This is a genomic window from Paenibacillus sp. FSL R5-0766, from assembly GCF_037971845.1.
Classification (GTDB): Bacteria; Bacillota; Bacilli; order Paenibacillales; family Paenibacillaceae; genus Paenibacillus.
Window position 1 is genome coordinate 1,088,437 of the sequence record NZ_CP150227.1, and the last position, 17,614, is coordinate 1,106,050.

The window sequence follows — 17,614 nt, forward strand, 5'->3', positions numbered from 1 at the left end:
CAACCTCAATTGTTCACGAGGTTGTACCTTTCGGCAGCATAGCCTTTTGATTATAGTGCTATTATACGAACTAACGCAGCAAAAGAAAACACTTTTTTTCCTTAAATTTCAAAAATTCTTAAAAAGGATAAAACGATGATTCCATTCACACGTGAACGCCAGAATAGTGCAGTCTGACGTTATACATGTGTGGCTGCTTTACATTTGGTAGCCGAGTTTTTCGCCATAGGCTCTGATTTCAGCATGGTATTGTTGAATGCTTTTGATTCCTAATGCAATCTTGTCATTACCTTGTTTAAGGAGCTTGCTGTTTACTTTTGTTTTGGCAACAGACTTTTTGAACAATTGATATCCTTCAAGCTGAGCATAGCTGCCTTTGATCAGTTTGGCATGGATTTTTTTCAGTTCAGCGTTCTCCGGTTTGATCTGTTTCAGCATGGAGACATACTTGGTGTAGTTAGGGATGGCTGTATTATTTAGTTTCAGATAGAAGGATTTGCGATTGGAAGATGTGATGTACGTGCTGCCACCCACTGCATTCAAGGCTTTTTTCTCGTATACGGCAGGATCAGTCAATGCATCCAGGTAGTTGAGGAAATCTTCTTCTTCGACTGTAGGAATCGGTTCTTGTTCTGACGTGTCAACTTCTTCATAGTATTCGTCTTCCGAATATGTAGTGGTTGAGTCATCCGCAGCAGCGGCATAGGACCCTGCAGGTGCGAACACCCCGCCGAGCAATACAAAACTCATAATAAATGATAAAATCCAAGATTTCTTCACGTTAAAAATTCCCCTATCTATAGATGTGATTTTATTCCAATGGATAATCTAACATAGTACAACAAGAAATTACAGGAATTGTTTTACAGTTGATTCATCAGTTAATCGCATATGAATGAATAATGATTCACTAGCCAAAAGGACATATATTAGATGAAGCTACAAGTAAGAAGAGAAATGTGCGTGTTAAGTTATAGAGAAAAAATTACATATATGGTTTATGTATATCCGTATTATATCGATATATATTGTATTGGTTGGGTTAATATATCTTCATTTAATGTTGTTTTATGAAGTTGAAGAGTTCGACAGGGAGTGAGAAGTTTTTCCAAATAAAATGCTTGTATAATGATTTCATCTCCATTACAATACAATTGATAATGAGATTCAATATCATTTAGATAAAAAGGGGAGACGGATTTCATGTATAAAGTAAAGAAAAAGCTATACATTTATGCAGCACTTATTCTGATGATTTCACTACTTGCTGGTTGTGCTTCGGGTGGAAGTGCCGAGACAACGAATACGTCCAGCCAAGCTGCAAGCAGCAATGAGAGCAGTAATGAAAGTAATACAACCGCCAGTGCGACTGAAGATCAGACCCGTGTGATCAAACATGCCATGGGCGAAACCACAATCAAGGGAACCCCGCAAAAGATCGTGACACTGTTCCAGGGTGCAAATGATGTCGTTGTTGCACTTGGCGTGAAACCGACAGGCGTGGTGGAATCATGGGTTCAGCAGCCGGTATATGAATATCTGAGAGCAGATCTGGACGGAGTTCCACAAGTAGGACAGGAATCGCAGCCCAATCTGGAAGAGATCAACAAGTTGAAACCCGACTTGATTATTGCTACGAAGATCAGACATGAAGAGATCTATGAGCAACTATCACAGATCGCACCAACGGTAGTGACGGAGACCCTGTTTGACTGGAAAGAAACGGTGAAAGTAGCGGGTGAAGCGATGAATATGGTTGAGCAATCGGATAAACTGTTGTCTGATTGGGATGGCCGTGTAGCTGATTTCAAAGAGAAAATGGGGGATCGTCTGCCAATTGAAGCAACCATCACGAACTTCAGAGCCGATCAGGTTCGTATTTTCTACATGGGATACGCAGGTAAAATTCTGAAGGAGCTTGGGTTCACGAGACCTGCGGGACATGACGCAGACACATGGGGAGTTGAATTGACTTCCAAAGAAAACATTCCGGATATGAATGCAGACATGATCTTCAACTTCAACTCAGGCACAGAAACAGATGCCATCCAGAAAAATTATGATGATTGGACCAGCAGTCCACTGTGGAAAAACCTTGATGCAGTCAAGAACAACCAACTGGTTCAGGTCGATGAAGTGGCCTGGAACATGGCAGGTGGATACACATCGGCCAACATGATGCTGGACGATTTATATAAGCAGTTCAACCTGAACTAACTAACAGGAGCAGGACCTGCCATGCACCAAGACATTCGTTAACGAAGTGTATGGGCAGGCAGGTCTTTTATCATTTTACAGATGAAAGAGTGAGAGTATGTTTCCCCTTTTTACAAAGGCAAGCGCCAAGATCTATGGACTGGCTGGTTTATTCATATTACTTCTACTTGCTTGCCTAGCCAGTATGATTCTGGGACGTACACATATCACGTTTCAGATGGCATGGGAAGCATTGCAATTCTATGACGAGAGTTCTGTGGAACATGTGGTTCTGCTGACGGAACGGTTGCCACGTACAGTTATTGCTGCCGTCGTGGGAGCAAGTCTGGCCGTGGCGGGCGGACTCATGCAGGCATTGACACGTAACCCGCTGGCATCACCAAGTGTATTCGGGATCAATGCAGGTGCGATCTTTTTTATTGTCATTGCTATTGTGGTATTGTCCGTATCTTCGCTCACTACCATGATGTGGTTTGGTTTTGCCGGAGCTGCGGTTGCCGCGGCGATTGTATACGCACTGGGTTCCCTCGGTCGTGATGGCCTGACACCGATCAAAATTGTACTGGCAGGTACGGCTATCTCAGCGTTGTTTGCCTCGTTCACACAGGCCATTCTGGTGTTGGATGGAACCGGATTGCAGGATGTACTGTTCTGGCTTGCCGGTTCAGTAAGTGGTCGGACGTTGGATATGTTATATCCTGTTCTGCCGTACATGACAGCCGCAGCCATTGTCTCTCTGTTCATGGGCAGAGCCATTAATCTGCTCTTGACGGGTGACGATATCGCCAAAGGCATGGGACAGAATGTACTTTTGGTCAAGGTGCTCATGGGAATTGTTACGGTATTGCTGGCGGGTGGTTCGGTTGCCGTAGCCGGTTCGATCGGGCTCGTCGGTCTGGTTGTCCCACATATCATGCGTGCACTGGTGGGAAATGATTACCGCTGGCTCGTTCCTTACTCTATTGTAGGGGGAGCGATTCTGCTGTTGTCCGCGGATGTGGTTGCAAGGTTGGTGATCATGCCGCAGGAAGTTCCACTCGGTGTCATGACTGCACTGATTGGCGGACCCTTCTTCGTGTATATTGCCCGCAAGGGGGTGACGAAGATATGAGGAAGGTGTTGACTTTTCGCAACAAAAAAGACACTGTCTCAGTGCAAATGGAACGAAAATCACTGGTTGTCATCGGTGTATGTATCCTCTTGTTCCTGATGGCAGGAGTGGTCGGTACCAGTGTAGGCAGTGACTTTATTTCTCCGCTGGATGTGCTCAGAACGATATTTGGTCTGAATGCAGGAGAGCATGACTTCGTCGTGCTGACCTTAAGACTGCCACGGGTGTTATTATCTCTGCTCGTAGGAGCAGCCCTCGGTATGTCAGGCGCACTTCTGCAAGGCATTATCCGTAATCCGCTGGCCTCACCGGATGTCATCGGCATCACCGGCGGCGCGGCCGTTGCAGCTGTAGGTTTTGTTACGTTGCTGGGTGGAGCGGTAAGTATCAAGTTGTTGCCATTGTTCGCCATCGCTGGCGCAATTGTGACGGCATTGATCATCTACGTGCTTGCCTGGAAAAAGGGAGTCAGTCCGATCCGTCTGGTGCTGATCGGAATTGGAGTTTCAGCTATTACCGGAGCCGGAACCACCTTTATGCTGATCCTGAGTCCGTTCTACACGGCAGGTCAAGCCTATATCTGGCTGACAGGAAGTGTATATGGAGCATCGTGGACTGATGTCCAAACGATTTTACCGGTTATCGTAATCGTTGTACCGCTGGCGATCTGGTTCGCCCGTAGTCTGAATGCACAGGAGTTCGGGGATGATCTGGCTACGGGATTGGGTGTTACCGTTCAACGGCATCGTTCGGCGTTGTTGTTATGCAGTGTATTGCTGGCGGGAATCGCCGTTGCGGTTGCCGGAACCATTGGTTTTGTAGGCCTGATCGCTCCACATATTGCCCGAAAGCTGGTTGGACGGATGTTTGGCAGTATGCTGATTGTGTCTGGACTGGTTGGTGCTCTGCTTGTATTTGTGGCAGATCTGATTGCCCGCACTGCCTTTCTGCCGCTTGATGTTCCCGCAGGGGTATTCACCGCAGGCGTAGGAGCACCGTTTTTCCTGTATTTGTTGTTCAAGAATCGAAATCAGTTTTGAGGAGGAGAGAGCTGTGAGTATTCTGGAAGCCAAGGAGCTTACGATCTCCTATGGAGCAGATCCCATTATTGAAAATTTGAACCTGACCATTCCCAAGGGACAGATTACCGTCCTGATTGGCAGCAACGGCTGTGGTAAATCTACGCTGCTGCGTACGATGGCTCGGTTGCTGAAATCCAGCTCCGGTTCGGTGCTGCTGGATGGCGAAGAGATTGCAAAGCTGCCGACCAAGGAAATTTCAAGACGCATGTCCATCCTGCCACAAGGTCCCACTGCTCCGGAGGGCCTGACGGTGAACCAACTGGTTAAGCAAGGACGTTATCCACATCAAACATGGCTGAAGCAATGGTCTCGTGAGGATGAGCGCATGGTTAAGCTGGCACTTGAATCCACACATCTGACTGACCTAGCGGATCGGCCTGTGGATGCACTGTCTGGTGGACAGCGTCAGCGTGCCTGGATTGCGATGACACTTGCGCAGGGTACCGAAACGCTGCTGCTGGATGAACCTACAACCTATCTGGATATGACACATCAGATTGATATCCTTGATCTGTTGTTTGAGTTGAACGAACGAGAAGGACGCACGATTGTCATGGTACTTCATGATCTGAATCTGGCATGTCGTTATGCGCATCACATTGTGGCTGTTCACAACAAGTCGATCTACGCAGAAGGTAAACCGGAAGATATTGTTACACAGGACATGGTCCGTAAAGTCTTCCAGATGGAGTGTGAGATTGCAGTTGATCCACTCTTTGGCACACCAACCTGTATCCCGCACGGACGGGGAAGGAAGCTGAATGGGGAACAGCGTTATACACAATTGGCTTGAAGATCAACAAGTCCGCTTTTGATTCGTTCAAAAGTTATTCAAAACTCCACATCAACTCCATTGCATGACCATGCAGATGACAAATTAGGCAAGCCGTTGGTAAAACCATGTCCCAGGCTTGCCCGGTTTGTTGTGCCTATTATTCGATAAAAGCATACCTGCATCGACTTAAACCTACACTAAATTCAATCTTATTTTTCCTTAAAAGTTTATTATTGACAATATAACTCGAATTGCCATAAAATAGATTTTATATGATATTGATAATCATTATCAATATTAAATTACAATAAAAATTGATGAACGTATGAGCAATATAAGTTGAATTAATCATTTACATGCAACGGAGAGGACAGAAAAAACCTGAAAAAGCGAAGCTAAAAGCTTTCTGCAAGAAAGCTGCATCGTAAGCATAAGCTTCGCCTTTATCACCGGATTTCCCCTTTGAATAAGGGATTCAAAAAATCTGGTGATAACAGCGATCGGAAGATGGTTCTGACCGCGCAGTGGTTTCGTGTAAAAGCAGTTATTCAACTTATATAGGAGCCAGTACCTTCATTCGATCGAGGAGGATTTTCAGTGTTTCCGAAAGGGATTCATAATCTGCAAAACCGACTCATTATAAGCAAAGCGAGAGAAATGGGCATCACCTGTGAGCCACTTCTTGAGGGATGCGAAGATTTCCTGAAGCTGTCTGTAGGGGACCAAGAGATCATCATTAACAAAACCAGATCTCATCGTCTGCCGTTAATCGCTGGACTGCTCGCGAAGAACAAGCAGGCATGTAATATGTTGTTGCATGAACAGGGCATGCCTGTACCATCATTTATCGTGATCCCGGAGATGGGGAGCGAAGCAGTAGCTTTTCTGAATAGATACGGCTCCATTGTGGTTAAACCGCTGGATGCGAGCAGCAGCATGGGCGTGACGTTGGATGTGCGTACCGCAGATGAACTGAAGGCAGCCATTCGTCTTGCGAGTGTCCACGGCAGCAGCATTATGTTACAGCAATATGTGAACGGGATCGATTATAGAGTGCTGATCATCAACGGAGAAGTGGCGGCTGTGAACCAGTATCGGCCTGTCTATGTTGAGGGAGACGGAACTTCAACCGTTTGGGCGTTAATTGAGCAGTTGAATCAGGAACGAATCGAGATGACACCCATTGGCGAGTATGAAGCGTTTCCCGAGGTTAATGCAGAAAAGGAACGACTGCTCGAGGTACTACATGCACAAGGGACAACACTGGATGAAGTTCCTGCCGCGGGAAAAGAAATCGAATTATACGATCTCCGCAATTCTGCCGCCGGAAAAATCAGTGAATTCTACAAGGATTGTACCGAAATCATTCATCCCGAAAATGCCCGAATGATCATTCAGGCGGCAAAGACTCTTCAGATCGATGTAGCAGGAGTTGATGTTCGTTGTCGTGATATCCGCACCCCGATCTCCAGAGATCAGGGAGGCATCCTGGAAGTGAACGCCTTGCCAGATCTGACACACCACGTCTTTCCTCATGGTGGAACAACTCGTGATGTGGTTCGGTTATACCTGGAATATCTGTGTCAGGAGCAACTTGAATATAAAGAAATATAGCTTATAACAACGTATAGATGACAAGTTATAACGGATAACAGATGACGAATACCATCATTTAATTCGGACCTCACCATGATTTTGAACCAATACCATTTCACATACAAAATGCAGAACAAGAAACACAGGCAGCAGGTTCAGCCTGAATCGATTATAAGGAGCGTTAGAGGGCTATGTCAGTAGAGGTGCAGACGGAATATCTGAAGATGCAAAATGAGAAGGAATCCAATGCAAGATCGTACCCCAGACATTTCCCGCTTGTCATTAACAAGGCCCATGGGGTGAAGATTACCGATACGGAAGGCCGCGTATTCTACGACTGCTTGGCTGGTGCAGGAACATTGGCGCTGGGGCATAACCATGACACGGTGGTCAACGCCATTCGCGATGTGCTGGATCAGCAGATTCCGCTTCATACACTGGATCTGGCAACACCGCTGAAGCTTTCATATATGCAAGAACTATTCTCCATTCTTCCGGCAGAGATGCGAGACAAAGCCAAAATCCAGTTCTGTGGTCCAACGGGGGCCGATGCAGTAGAAGCAGCCATTAAGCTGGTCAAACATGCTACAGGTGGCAAGTCTATTCTTGCCTTTCAGGGAGGTTATCACGGTTCGACCCAAGCGACAATGTCGATGAGTGGCAACCTGAGCAAGAAACAACATCTGCAAAGCCTGCTGCCCGATGTTCATTTCCTGCCTTTTCCTTATGAATACCGTTGCCCATTTGGTGTTGGTGAAGGCATGACGGCCCGGTTAAGCGCACAGTATATCGAGAACTTGCTCGATGATTGCGAGAGCGGTATTGCGGCACCGTGTGGGGTCATTGTGGAGACGGTGCAGGGTGAAGGTGGAGCCATTCCGGCAGATATCGAATGGCTGAGGGAGCTGCGGCGAATCACAGCAGAGCGAAGCATTCCACTCATCATCGATGAAGTGCAGACAGGCATCGGACGGACAGGGCGAATGTTTTCGTTCGAACATGCCGGGATTGTACCTGATGTAATCATCTGCTCCAAAGCGGTTGGCGGAAGTCTGCCCATGTCTGTTGTCATCTATAAGGAAGAGCTGGATCAATGGCAACCTGGTGCACACACAGGCACGTTCCGTGGCAATCAACTAGCCATGGCAGCGGGACTTGCGACACTTCGTTATATTCGGGAACAGGATGTTCTACACAATGTGCATCTGCGCAGTGAGCAGTTCATGAATCAACTGAATGCATTGAAAGAGCGATATGTAGAGATCGGTGATGTGCGGGGCAGAGGGTTGATGATTGGTGTTGAGGTGGTTGATCCAATGGGACGCAAGGATCGTCTGGGACATTATCTGCCTAATGGTGCGCTGGCTGAGTCTATTCAGCGTGAATGTTTCAAGAATGGATTAATTGTAGAACTGGGCGGGCGTCATTCAGCGGTTGTTCGTTTTTTGCCGCCGCTGAATATTACGGAGCAAGAATCGGGTGCAATCCTTGCGATCTTTGAGAAATCGGTAGCTGAAGCGATTGCCTTAGCAACAGCCGCATGCTGAAGCTTTCCCTGATGAAGAGGCATGCAGTATTACTCGCGATTCTGATCGGTGCCTTTTCGCTGGTACTGACCAACAGTGCATTTAACCTGCTGCTGCCTTATTTTGTGCAATATTATCAGATCTCTACGACAGCAGGCGGATGGATCATCGCGCTGTACATGCTGGCTATGACGTTAACGATGCCGCTGGCTTCCCTGATTGTGGACCGACTGGGGCGTAAGCAGACGTATATGTTGGGCATCAGTATCTATGGACTGTTCTCGGTAGCAGGTGCGTTGTTTTATCACTCTATTGAGGTACTGTTGCTGGTTCGTTTCATGCATGGCGTTGCCGCGGGGCTGATGATTCCGTTATCCCTTGTGCTGTTGTTTGATGTATACGGACCAGAGGTGCGAGGACGAATTACAGGAGCGTGGGGCTTGCTGCTTATGTTGGCTCCGGCTGCCGGGCCAACGCTGGGTGGCTTCATCATTCAGTATGGACGACTTGAAATGCTGTTTTGGCTTAATGTGCCGCTGGCTATATTCTCGTTCATCGGGTGCGGTCGAGTCATTCAGACCTATATCCCTGCCCGCAGGAAAAAATGGCATCCAACCAGTGTCATGCTGCTGATCTGTGCGGTAGGTGCCCTTAGTCTGGGAGTACAGTTGTACGCAAGTCCTGTCGTGGCAGTATGGGTACCTTGGCTGCTGATTGCGCTCGGTGTGGTGCTGCTCATTCGTTTTGTCCAGACAGAGAACGGTCGGAAGGAACCACTTATCCGGTACCAGTTGCTGCGACGTAATGCCGTCTTTCCGCTGACCGTATTGATCTCGACGATTCAGGATTGTGTCATGTTTGGCGTGATCTTTGCATTGCCGTTATTGTTCCAGGACGTCTTCCACCTGTCACCGGCCCTGTCCGGTGCACTGTTCATTCCCTTATCAATCTGTACAAGTCTATTCATGTGGATTGGCGGCAGCTTGCTGGATCGTGGTCGGTCCATACATTTTATCGCATGGGGGACGTTGCTGGTGTCGATATCGATCTTGTCGTTTGCAGTTCTGCCCATGGGAGCATCGATCTGGATCATCGGGATGCTCATGGCGTGCCGCGGAATTGGCGTTGGTCTGTCAGGCATGAGTATCTCTGCGATTGGCCTGCAAGCATTACCGGACGAAGACATGCATGAAGGGTCGGTATTATCGACCACAATTGAGCGGCTCGCTTCTTCGTTTGCAGTGATGGGCTTGACCCTGTATTACGATATGCGTTGGCAATGGCTTGCCGGGGCAGGAACGTCCATGGAGATGGCAAAATGGGGAGCACTCAAAGAAATCTGTATCGGACTTGGCTGCGCCATACTGCTTACACTTCCCCTGGTCTTACTTATAACCCGAAAGAAGGTTGGCATCATTGTTCGAGATGGAAAACAAGCTCCGGTCTGAGGCTGAGCAGCAGGCCCATGAACATTCATGCAAACTGCTGCTGAACTGTTACATCCGTGAGCTTGCGCTAGAGAAGGAAAACGACATTCGGATCAATTCAAATACGCTGACGTACGCTGTTGCTTTTCAAGCCAGCGGGGTGACGGTGACAGGACGTTTGTCTTATTACTCTGCCATGGGGGAGCATGAATACCTCAGCATGGAATCTGGCGGGGAAGCGGTGCATTATGGCGACTTGGTACGTTGGATCACATGTGAGCTAAGTGGAGATGGAGCACAGGGAGCGAGTTCGGATCAACATGGAATGAAGAAAAGTGTGATGGAAATGAAGCGTTCACTTGAGCTGGAGAATGTACATCCATTGGATCAGAATACGTATCATGTAGAGGCGGCGTATGCCAAAGATTTTGCACAAAAGGTAGATAACAGTGTGGGCAACCTCACGTTGTATATCGAACAAGCAGCTGGTCTCGACATCCACGACTACTGTACATCTGAACAGTCACTGTTGTATGGTCATCCGTTCCATCCGTTCCCGAAGAACACCAAAGGCTTCAGCAAGCAGGATGTACAGAAGTACAGTCCGGAGTTACGGACATCGTTTCAACTCTGTTATATCGCCGTGAGGCAGGATGTCTACGTGCAGGAATGGGTGGATGATGAGGCGGTAATGGATTTGCATGATCTCCTGCGGAGCCATGTGGAGCCTATTTTAAAAGAAAAAAGTGAAATGTATGGGCTACTGCCTGTCCATCCATGGCAATATGCGTACATATCACGGTTGACCGAGGTACAGTCTTATCTTCGAGATGAAAAACTAATCTTACTCGGCAGTGCGGGGCCAATCGTCTATCCGACTTCTTCGGTTCGTACAGTTTATGTTCCCGAATGGAACTGCAATATCAAGCTGTCACTGAATATGCAGATCACGAACATGATTCGCACCAACAGTGCTGAGCAGATGCACAGAACACTAGATGCCTCCAGATACGTCAGGCAGCATGGCTGCTTCGGTGCTGAACCGAACACACATATTGCGTATGAGACGGGTGTAGCGACTTGTGCTTTTGAAAATGAAGAGTTAACCAGTCTGTTTACGATAGCTTATCGGCCCATTGAGTTTGATGTTGAGCATACGTATGTCTTATCCAGTCTGGTTGAAGCACCACTTCCCGGGATGCGTTCTAGGTTGATGACGATGCTGGGTGGTGGACGTGACATTGCCGAGCGTTGGCTGGAACGATATCTGGCATGTTCGCTGCTGCCGATTGTACGGGCGGCGGGAGAGAAAGGTATTCATTTTGAAGCTCATTTACAGAATACCCTTGTGACCTTAAAGGATGGGTTGCCTGTTGAGTTTATCGTCCGCGATCTGGAAGGGGTCAGTGTGGATGAGGAACTTATAAGTGAGCAGGATCGTGCTGCGTCCGATTTATTATTTTATTCGGGAGAGAAAGCCTGGGCGCGGACTTCTTACTATTTTATCGTCAATCATCTGGGTTCTCTAATTCATGCCATGGCGCGAGATGTGAACGTATCCGAGGAGCATTTCTGGAAACAGGTACGTGAGGTACTTGTAGATGAACTGGAACGAACGGGCAATGCTTATGTGCAACATCTGCTGACAACGGATGCTTTTCTGGCCAAACAAAACTTGGTGAGTTGTCTAAGAGGGATCAGCCAGACCCCGGCCTACGTGCCGGTGAGCAATGTAATGAAACGAATGGGGAGTGAAGTACGTGGGAGTCGTGGGATACAGGGCTGAAGCAGGCGGCAGGACAGAAGCAGTCTACGTGGGTGTACAGGAACGGATCATGCGGCAGACGTTGGAGGCGATGTGGTTCGAAGGCATTCTGGACAGTCATGTAAGTGGGAGCGAATGGCGAACCGAAGGACTTACATCGTCAGGAAAACCTGTGGCGTACACGTGTGAAGCCGAGCAGAAGTTTTCATTTGGTCGGGTGAAGGTGAAGAAGGGTTCGATCCAAAGAGAAGGCGTACTCTGCACCGATCTGGATCTGTTTTTGGAGGAAATTGTGCTGAACGCTTTGAAGGGTGCAAATGTGACAGCTTTTATCCAGGAACTGCTCGAAACGATGGCAAAGGACAGCCAGTGCCAAGCTATATTGCCCTTGAACATTCCGAGTGAAGATCGACATTATGATGCGCTCGAAAGTCATATGACTGACGGTCATCTGTACCACCCGAGCTACAAGTCGAGACTGGGATTTTCTCTGAAAGACAATCTGGCCTATGGCCCGGAATTTAACTCAGAGGTTGCATTAATCTGGGTGGCTGTGAAAAAAGAATTTGCTCAGACCGCTGTATCCGCAGGGTATAGCTCTGAAAAACTGGTGGGGCAACATCTGACCGTAGAGGATATGCAGCGATTTCAACAGATCCTGCAACAACAAGGTCGTGCGGACATGGGCGAAAACGTCAACGCATATGCGACGAGTGCAGATCAGCTTGAGAGCAGTGCCGAGGTTGGTGAAATAACAGCTGTTCAAGATAGCTCAATAGGCTCTATCGTTGGCAGCAAAGACAGCAAGGTGGATGGGGAAATGGGAGGTTCTGACGCGGATGATCGCTATGTGTTCATTCCAGTTCATCCATGGCAGTGGGAGCATCAGTTGGAGTCGGTATATGCCCGTCAACGGATGGATGGGGACATCGTGTATCTTGGACTATCGTCTTCGCCCTATCGTGCGCAGCAGTCGATCCGTTCACTCTCGAACCGGATAAATCCGGAAGCCCCTTACATCAAGCTGGCCCTCAGTATTACCAACACGTCGAGTACGCGCATTCTGGCACAGCATACAACCCAGAACGCACCGCTGATCAGCGATTGGCTGGAAGAACTCATTCGTGAAGATGAGCTGTTGCAGCAGGTGCAGTTTGGCATTTTAAAAGAAATCATGGGACTGTCATTTCGTTATGAGCAGTTGCCTGCAACCCAATATGGACGGGCCTACGGTACACTCGGTGCCATCTGGCGGGAGAATGTTTCTGTTCACCTGAAGCAAGGTGAGACGGCATGGCCGCTGAATGCGTTGATGTTGGTGCAGCCCAATGGTGTTCCGTTTATCCAGGATGCTGTAGAACGACATGGTGTGGAAAAGTGGAGCGAGGCCCTTGTTCGCACAGTTACACTGCCGATTATTCATCTACTCTATGCACACGGGATTGCGCTGGAATCTCATGCTCAGAATATCATTTTGGTACTGGAAGATGATTTGCCTAAACGAATCATTATCAAGGACTTGCATGATGGCGTTCGCTATGTACCAGATCAACTGTTACACCCGGAAAGGGCACCGAAGCTGAACCCAGAGCCGGAAACCCATCGCAAGTTCAATCGGTATTCCTTCATCTATGCGGGAGATGTGTCGGAAGTCCGTGACTATACATATGATGCATTCTTTTTTATCTGTATGACGGATATTGCGCTGGCTTTGGAGAAGTTTGGGTTGTCGGAGGAAGCGTTCTGGCAGCTGTGCGCAGGTGTGATTGTGGATTATCAGCGAGAGCACCCGGAGTACGAAGAGCGATTCGCTGCATATGACCTTTTTGCCGAAGATGCACTGATCGAAGAGATGACAAAGCGCCGTCTGTATGGGGATGGAGAGTTATATTTCCGCAAAGCGAGCAATCCGCTCAAGATATCAAAGGATTTACTTGAATCAAAGAGAACACCCGAATTAAAGGGAATCGTCGAATGAGAAGGAACACGCTGAAGGAAAAAATTGCACGCAAACAGCCAGTTTATGGCCTTTTTGTATCCATACCGCACCCGGTCATCATTGAGATGATCGGACATGCGGAATATGACTTTGTCATTATTGATCTGGAACATGCCGCAACATCCATGGAATCGGTGGAAGAGTTGATCAGGGCGGCGGAACTGGTCGGCCTAACCCCGTTGGTACGTATCTCGAAGGTGGAGCGAGCAGAGATTCTTAAAGTGCTGGACTGTGGTGCACAAGGCATCGTCATTCCGCATGTCGAGCAACTGGAGCAGGTGGAAGAAGCGGTTCGTCACGCCTACTACCATCCGGTTGGCACGCGGAGCTTGAATAGTGGTCGTCCCGGTGTATTTGGGAAATATCCGCTCACGGGATACATTGGGGAAGCGAACCAACAGGTGATGGTTGTACCCATGATCGAAAGTGTGGAGGGCGTGCGGCAAAGTGCACAGATTCTGTCTCACCCTCAGGTGAGTTTTGTATTGGAAGGGGCGGCGGATCTGTCGCAATCCCTCGGTGTGCCATGGCAGACGGAGCACCCGGATGTGAGACGTGCACTGGATGAATTGCATGCTACCGCTCGGCAGTGCAAAGTACCTTATGCAACGGTCACCAGAGGTGTGGAGGATATGTCGCTTTGGGCTGAGCGGGGAGTACATATATACGTGCTTGGTGATGATCGGAATACGGCGTTTCGGGCATATGCGCAAAAACGGAATGACTACAGGAATGCGGGTGGGCAGATATGAAACCTAGTGTATGGCATACAATTGATGAACTACAACGCGGAATGGAAGATCCGGTATGTGCTTACGTCTATGATCTGGCTGGCATTCAGGAACAGGTACATCAGATGTTGGACAGCATGCCTGGGAACACACAGTTGTTCTACGCCATTAAGGCGAATCCTGATCCGCGGATCATTGAGGCGTTGCTTCCATTGGTGAAGGGATTTGAAGTGGCTTCGATTGGAGAGCTACTCAAGGTTAGAGCGGTAAGTCGTGAGGTTCCGATTCTGTTTGGAGGTCCGGGTAAAAAGGAGAGCGAGCTGCGGCTGGCGATCGAGCATGGCGTGAGCTACATCCATGTGGAAAGTTTGCTGGAGCTGCGGCGGATCATTGCGATTGCGAAAGAAAGAGAGAAGGAGCATGGGCAGGCGCAGGTACAGGAGAACAGGCAGAAGCAAGAATGGGAGCAGAAACCGGAGCAGAGATATACGCAAGCATACGGCGAGGAACTGATGCAAGAGCAGAAGCAAAAACAGGATCAAGAAAATGAGCCGAAACACAAGCAACAACAGAAGCAAGCGCAGGAGGTGCGCATTCTTCTTCGAATCAATCTGCGAAGCAGTACGTTACCCCGGACGAAGATTGTCATGGGTGGTGGGCCGAGTCCTTTTGGAATCGATGAAGAGGCGGTGGAAGAAGCCATTGAACTCATTCGTGTGGAAGGCGCGGGTGTGGTTCGGTTAAGCGGGTTCCATTTTCACTCCTTGTCCAACAATATGGATGCAAGGCTGCACGCCGAGATGATCGAGTTGTATTTGCAAAAGGTGGAACAGTGGCAGCAACAGTATGATCTTCCTGTGGAAGTGGTGAATGCAGGAGGTGGGTTCGGTGTTACGTATGATGGCAGCCCCGGATTCGACTGGCCCTTGTTCACTTCCCTGCTGGAGCAAAGTGAAGCCAGAGAGCGCCTTGCTTCCCGCGGAGGTCAGCTGTATTTTGAATCGGGTCGACTGCTGGTGGCAGACCACGGGTATTACGCAGCAGAAGTTACGGATATCAAAACCTCTCATGATCAGTATTTTGCCGTGTTAAGGGGAGGTACGCACCACAATCGTCTGCCTGCTTCATGGGGCCATAACCATCCGTTTCAGATTATGGTGACGGACCGTTGGAAGCATTCATTTGCCCGGCCAGAGGTAAGAGGTCATCGAGTCCATATCGTAGGTGAGCTATGCACACCCAAAGATCGCATGCATTCTGATGCGGAGGTAGCACTGCTGCGCGTGGGAGATATTGTTTTGTTTGAAAAGTCTGGCGCTTATTGCTGGACCATCTCGCATCATGATTTTCTGGGGCATCCGCACCCGGCATTCCATTATCTAACGGAGGACAATAATCATGTCAACACTGATGAAGCGTTCCAGTCTGCAAGCCGCTGAACGCCGGATTATGGCGGATCTGATAAATTCATTTTTGTCGGAGCAATTACTCCCACTGGAGGATTACCCATTCATTGATTTTGCTACGGCACCTGCACCGTTCCGTCGATTGTACAAGGGATATGACAGCGAAGAGCTTAATCAGAATGTAGCTTCTCGCTACAGATTACACACTCAAGGTGTACTGTGTCTGGTTGAAGAAGGGGTGAGACAGGGGATTCAGTGGGTCCAGGGTTCACCGATCTATGAGGAGAAAACAGATGGAAGCTGGGTTCTCCTTGATTCTCCGGCTGAGGTTGGACGTGCGGTGTTACAGAGGGCTTTGTCGGATGAGGCCTATGCGCAGCCCGGAGTGGCGGAGTTTCTTGCTAGTCTGGACATTGCTGTGGAGCAGTATGCTCTGGGCTGGGAACAAGTCCAGTATCTGTCCGCCAACGTCCCGGCTTCTGCTTATAAGTGGTTTATCAAAGGTGAACGTGTTGCGGCATTGCGGGATCGTCCATTTCACCCATCGTCCAAAGCCAAGGTGGGATTCAACCCAGAAGATGTAACACGGTATGCAGCAGAATTCGGGAAGACGATTTCGCTGCGCTGGGTAGCTATACGGCTGGATGCCGTGCAGCAAGGGTGTGAAGATGGATTGTCCATTTTGGATGTGTTAAGCGATATTCAGCGTGGAGTAGTAGAAGCCGAGTTTGCCAAAAAAGGGATCACGTTGGACGAATATCTGCCGATGCCTGTTCATCCGTGGCAATTGCAGCATGTGATTCTGCCTCGCTTTACTGGAGAGATCGAAGAGGGTAGCCTTATTGTTTTGGATGTAGAAGTGGGTGACGTACAGGCCACATCCTCTCTGCGCTCGATGGCTCCGTCAACCAAGTCCACTCGGATGCTCAAACTTCCGGTTAGTGTGCTGTCGCTAGGGGCAGCTCGCTATCTTCCAGTAGTCAAACTTCTGAATGGTCTTGCTGGAGAACGGATGCTAAGGCAAGCTGTTGCTTGTGACGAGACGTTGAAGCACAAGGTGTATATGTGTGAAGAACAGAACTGGTGGGGTTTCATGCCGGAATCCATGGGACTATTCGATGATCATCCCCGGCATCTGGCTGCACAGATTCGTGTGTATCCCACTGAGTTGCTGAATGAAGCCTACAAAGTCATTCCAATGGCCGCACTGGGTGTGAATCTGGAAGGGCATCATCTATTAACGGATATTCTGGGGGAAAACCTGAGCAGCACGGATGTTCTCGAGTTCTATACCAGTATAGCTACGACGTTTTATGATATCGTGATGCGTCTGTTCAAGGTGGGCGTTGTGCCTGAGATTCATGGTCAGAACTGCTGTCTGGTGTTACGGGATAATCAGGTAAAAGGTCTTTTGTTCCGGGATCATGATTCCGTGCGTTTGCATCAGCCTTATCTGGACAAACATGGTATTGCAGACCCTGCCTATCATATTCGCCCGGGCTACTCGAATAGCCTGTATAACGAGACGATTCAGAAGCTGATTTTCTATGTGCAGTCTTTGGGGACGCAGGTGAATCTGGCTGCGATCATGGAGGCACTTAGCGAAGTGTATCACATCCCGGAAACGAAGTTATTGGAGATCACAGAGCAGGCTTGGAAGGAAGCGCTGCAACATGTGCAGCTTCCCGAATCTGACCGGGCCGCGCTAGCTCATGCGATATTCGAGAGCAGGGAGTGGCCCGTGAAGTTAGTTGTCCGTCCGCTGCTTGAAGCGGATGGGGTGCCTGGCGCGATGCCATCGGGCAAAGGCATAGGGTGGAACCCTTTTTACAAGGGATAGATATAGAACAGAGAAGGTGACCCGGTTGACGGGTTGCCTTTTTGGTTTGTTGTCATCGAAAGTTACAATGCTTGGAGGGAGTAAAACGTTCATCATTATGGCTAAAAAATCTTATGAAAAGGAGTTACAGGAAAGAGAC

General features: G+C 48.6%; 13 protein-coding genes. 12 read left to right on the forward strand and 1 reads right to left on the reverse strand.

The window, feature by feature from the left end; all coding sequences use genetic code 11:
• Positions 1-198 precede the first annotated feature (198 nt).
• Positions 199-780: a hypothetical protein gene (locus MKY66_RS04905; protein WP_076213307.1), complete on the reverse strand. Its 582-nt coding sequence runs from the start codon at positions 778-780 to the stop codon at positions 199-201.
• A gap of 423 nt (positions 781-1,203) precedes the next feature.
• Between MKY66_RS04905 and MKY66_RS04910 the strand changes: the two genes are divergently transcribed.
• From MKY66_RS04910 to MKY66_RS04965, 12 genes are all read left to right on the forward strand, one after another.
• A complete protein-coding gene (locus MKY66_RS04910; protein WP_076213310.1) occupies positions 1,204-2,217 on the forward strand; it encodes an iron-siderophore ABC transporter substrate-binding protein in 1,014 nt (337 codons plus the stop codon).
• A 97-nt stretch (positions 2,218-2,314) separates the two neighbouring features.
• Entirely contained in the window at positions 2,315-3,328 is a 1,014-nt protein-coding gene (locus MKY66_RS04915; protein WP_076213312.1) for an iron ABC transporter permease, read from the forward strand.
• Positions 3,325-4,368, forward strand: coding sequence for an iron ABC transporter permease (locus tag MKY66_RS04920; RefSeq protein WP_076213315.1), 1,044 nt, complete (start codon positions 3,325-3,327; stop codon positions 4,366-4,368). The genes MKY66_RS04915 and MKY66_RS04920 overlap by 4 nt, the downstream gene beginning before the upstream one ends.
• Positions 4,369-4,381: 13 nt before the next feature.
• Positions 4,382-5,203: an ABC transporter ATP-binding protein gene (locus tag MKY66_RS04925; RefSeq protein WP_076213318.1), complete on the forward strand. Its 822-nt coding sequence runs from the start codon at positions 4,382-4,384 to the stop codon at positions 5,201-5,203.
• A gap of 579 nt (positions 5,204-5,782) precedes the next feature.
• The gene (locus MKY66_RS04930; protein ID WP_076213320.1) at positions 5,783-6,799 is read left to right on the forward strand and encodes a hypothetical protein; all 1,017 of its coding nucleotides are present in this window, start codon (positions 5,783-5,785) and stop codon (positions 6,797-6,799) included.
• A 173-nt stretch (positions 6,800-6,972) separates the two neighbouring features.
• Positions 6,973-8,328: a diaminobutyrate--2-oxoglutarate transaminase gene (locus MKY66_RS04935; protein WP_076213323.1), complete on the forward strand. Its 1,356-nt coding sequence runs from the start codon at positions 6,973-6,975 to the stop codon at positions 8,326-8,328.
• Complete coding sequence (locus MKY66_RS04940; protein ID WP_076213326.1) at positions 8,322-9,755, forward strand: MFS transporter; 1,434 nt, start codon at positions 8,322-8,324, stop codon at positions 9,753-9,755. Before MKY66_RS04935 ends, MKY66_RS04940 begins: the two co-directional genes overlap by 7 nt.
• Positions 9,733-11,520, forward strand: a complete 1,788-nt coding sequence (locus tag MKY66_RS04945; RefSeq protein WP_256704285.1) for an IucA/IucC family protein — start codon at positions 9,733-9,735, stop codon at positions 11,518-11,520. Before MKY66_RS04940 ends, MKY66_RS04945 begins: the two co-directional genes overlap by 23 nt.
• A complete protein-coding gene (locus tag MKY66_RS04950; protein ID WP_076213331.1) occupies positions 11,495-13,477 on the forward strand; it encodes an IucA/IucC family protein in 1,983 nt (660 codons plus the stop codon). Before MKY66_RS04945 ends, MKY66_RS04950 begins: the two co-directional genes overlap by 26 nt.
• Positions 13,474-14,250, forward strand: a complete 777-nt coding sequence (locus tag MKY66_RS04955) for an aldolase/citrate lyase family protein (RefSeq protein WP_076213334.1) — start codon at positions 13,474-13,476, stop codon at positions 14,248-14,250. The genes MKY66_RS04950 and MKY66_RS04955 overlap by 4 nt, the downstream gene beginning before the upstream one ends.
• Entirely contained in the window at positions 14,247-15,668 is a 1,422-nt protein-coding gene (locus tag MKY66_RS04960) for a type III PLP-dependent enzyme (protein ID WP_076213336.1), read from the forward strand. The genes MKY66_RS04955 and MKY66_RS04960 overlap by 4 nt, the downstream gene beginning before the upstream one ends.
• On the forward strand, positions 15,628-17,475 hold the full coding sequence (locus tag MKY66_RS04965) for an IucA/IucC family protein (RefSeq protein ID WP_076213339.1): 1,848 nt from the start codon (positions 15,628-15,630) through the stop codon (positions 17,473-17,475). The genes MKY66_RS04960 and MKY66_RS04965 overlap by 41 nt, the downstream gene beginning before the upstream one ends.
• Positions 17,476-17,614 lie beyond the last annotated feature (139 nt).

Coding starts and splice junctions, on each gene's coding strand:
- MKY66_RS04910 (WP_076213310.1), top strand. CDS start 1,204: ATGTATAAAGTAAAGAAAAAGCTATACATTTATGCAGCACTTATTCTG.
- MKY66_RS04915 (WP_076213312.1), top strand. CDS start 2,315: ATGTTTCCCCTTTTTACAAAGGCAAGCGCCAAGATCTATGGACTGGCT.
- MKY66_RS04920 (WP_076213315.1), top strand. CDS start 3,325: ATGAGGAAGGTGTTGACTTTTCGCAACAAAAAAGACACTGTCTCAGTG.
- MKY66_RS04935 (WP_076213323.1), top strand. CDS start 6,973: ATGTCAGTAGAGGTGCAGACGGAATATCTGAAGATGCAAAATGAGAAG.
- MKY66_RS04940 (WP_076213326.1), top strand. CDS start 8,322: ATGCTGAAGCTTTCCCTGATGAAGAGGCATGCAGTATTACTCGCGATT.
- MKY66_RS04945 (WP_256704285.1), top strand. CDS start 9,733: ATGGAAAACAAGCTCCGGTCTGAGGCTGAGCAGCAGGCCCATGAACAT.
- MKY66_RS04955 (WP_076213334.1), top strand. CDS start 13,474: ATGAGAAGGAACACGCTGAAGGAAAAAATTGCACGCAAACAGCCAGTT.
- MKY66_RS04960 (WP_076213336.1), top strand. CDS start 14,247: ATGAAACCTAGTGTATGGCATACAATTGATGAACTACAACGCGGAATG.
- MKY66_RS04965 (WP_076213339.1), top strand. CDS start 15,628: ATGTCAACACTGATGAAGCGTTCCAGTCTGCAAGCCGCTGAACGCCGG.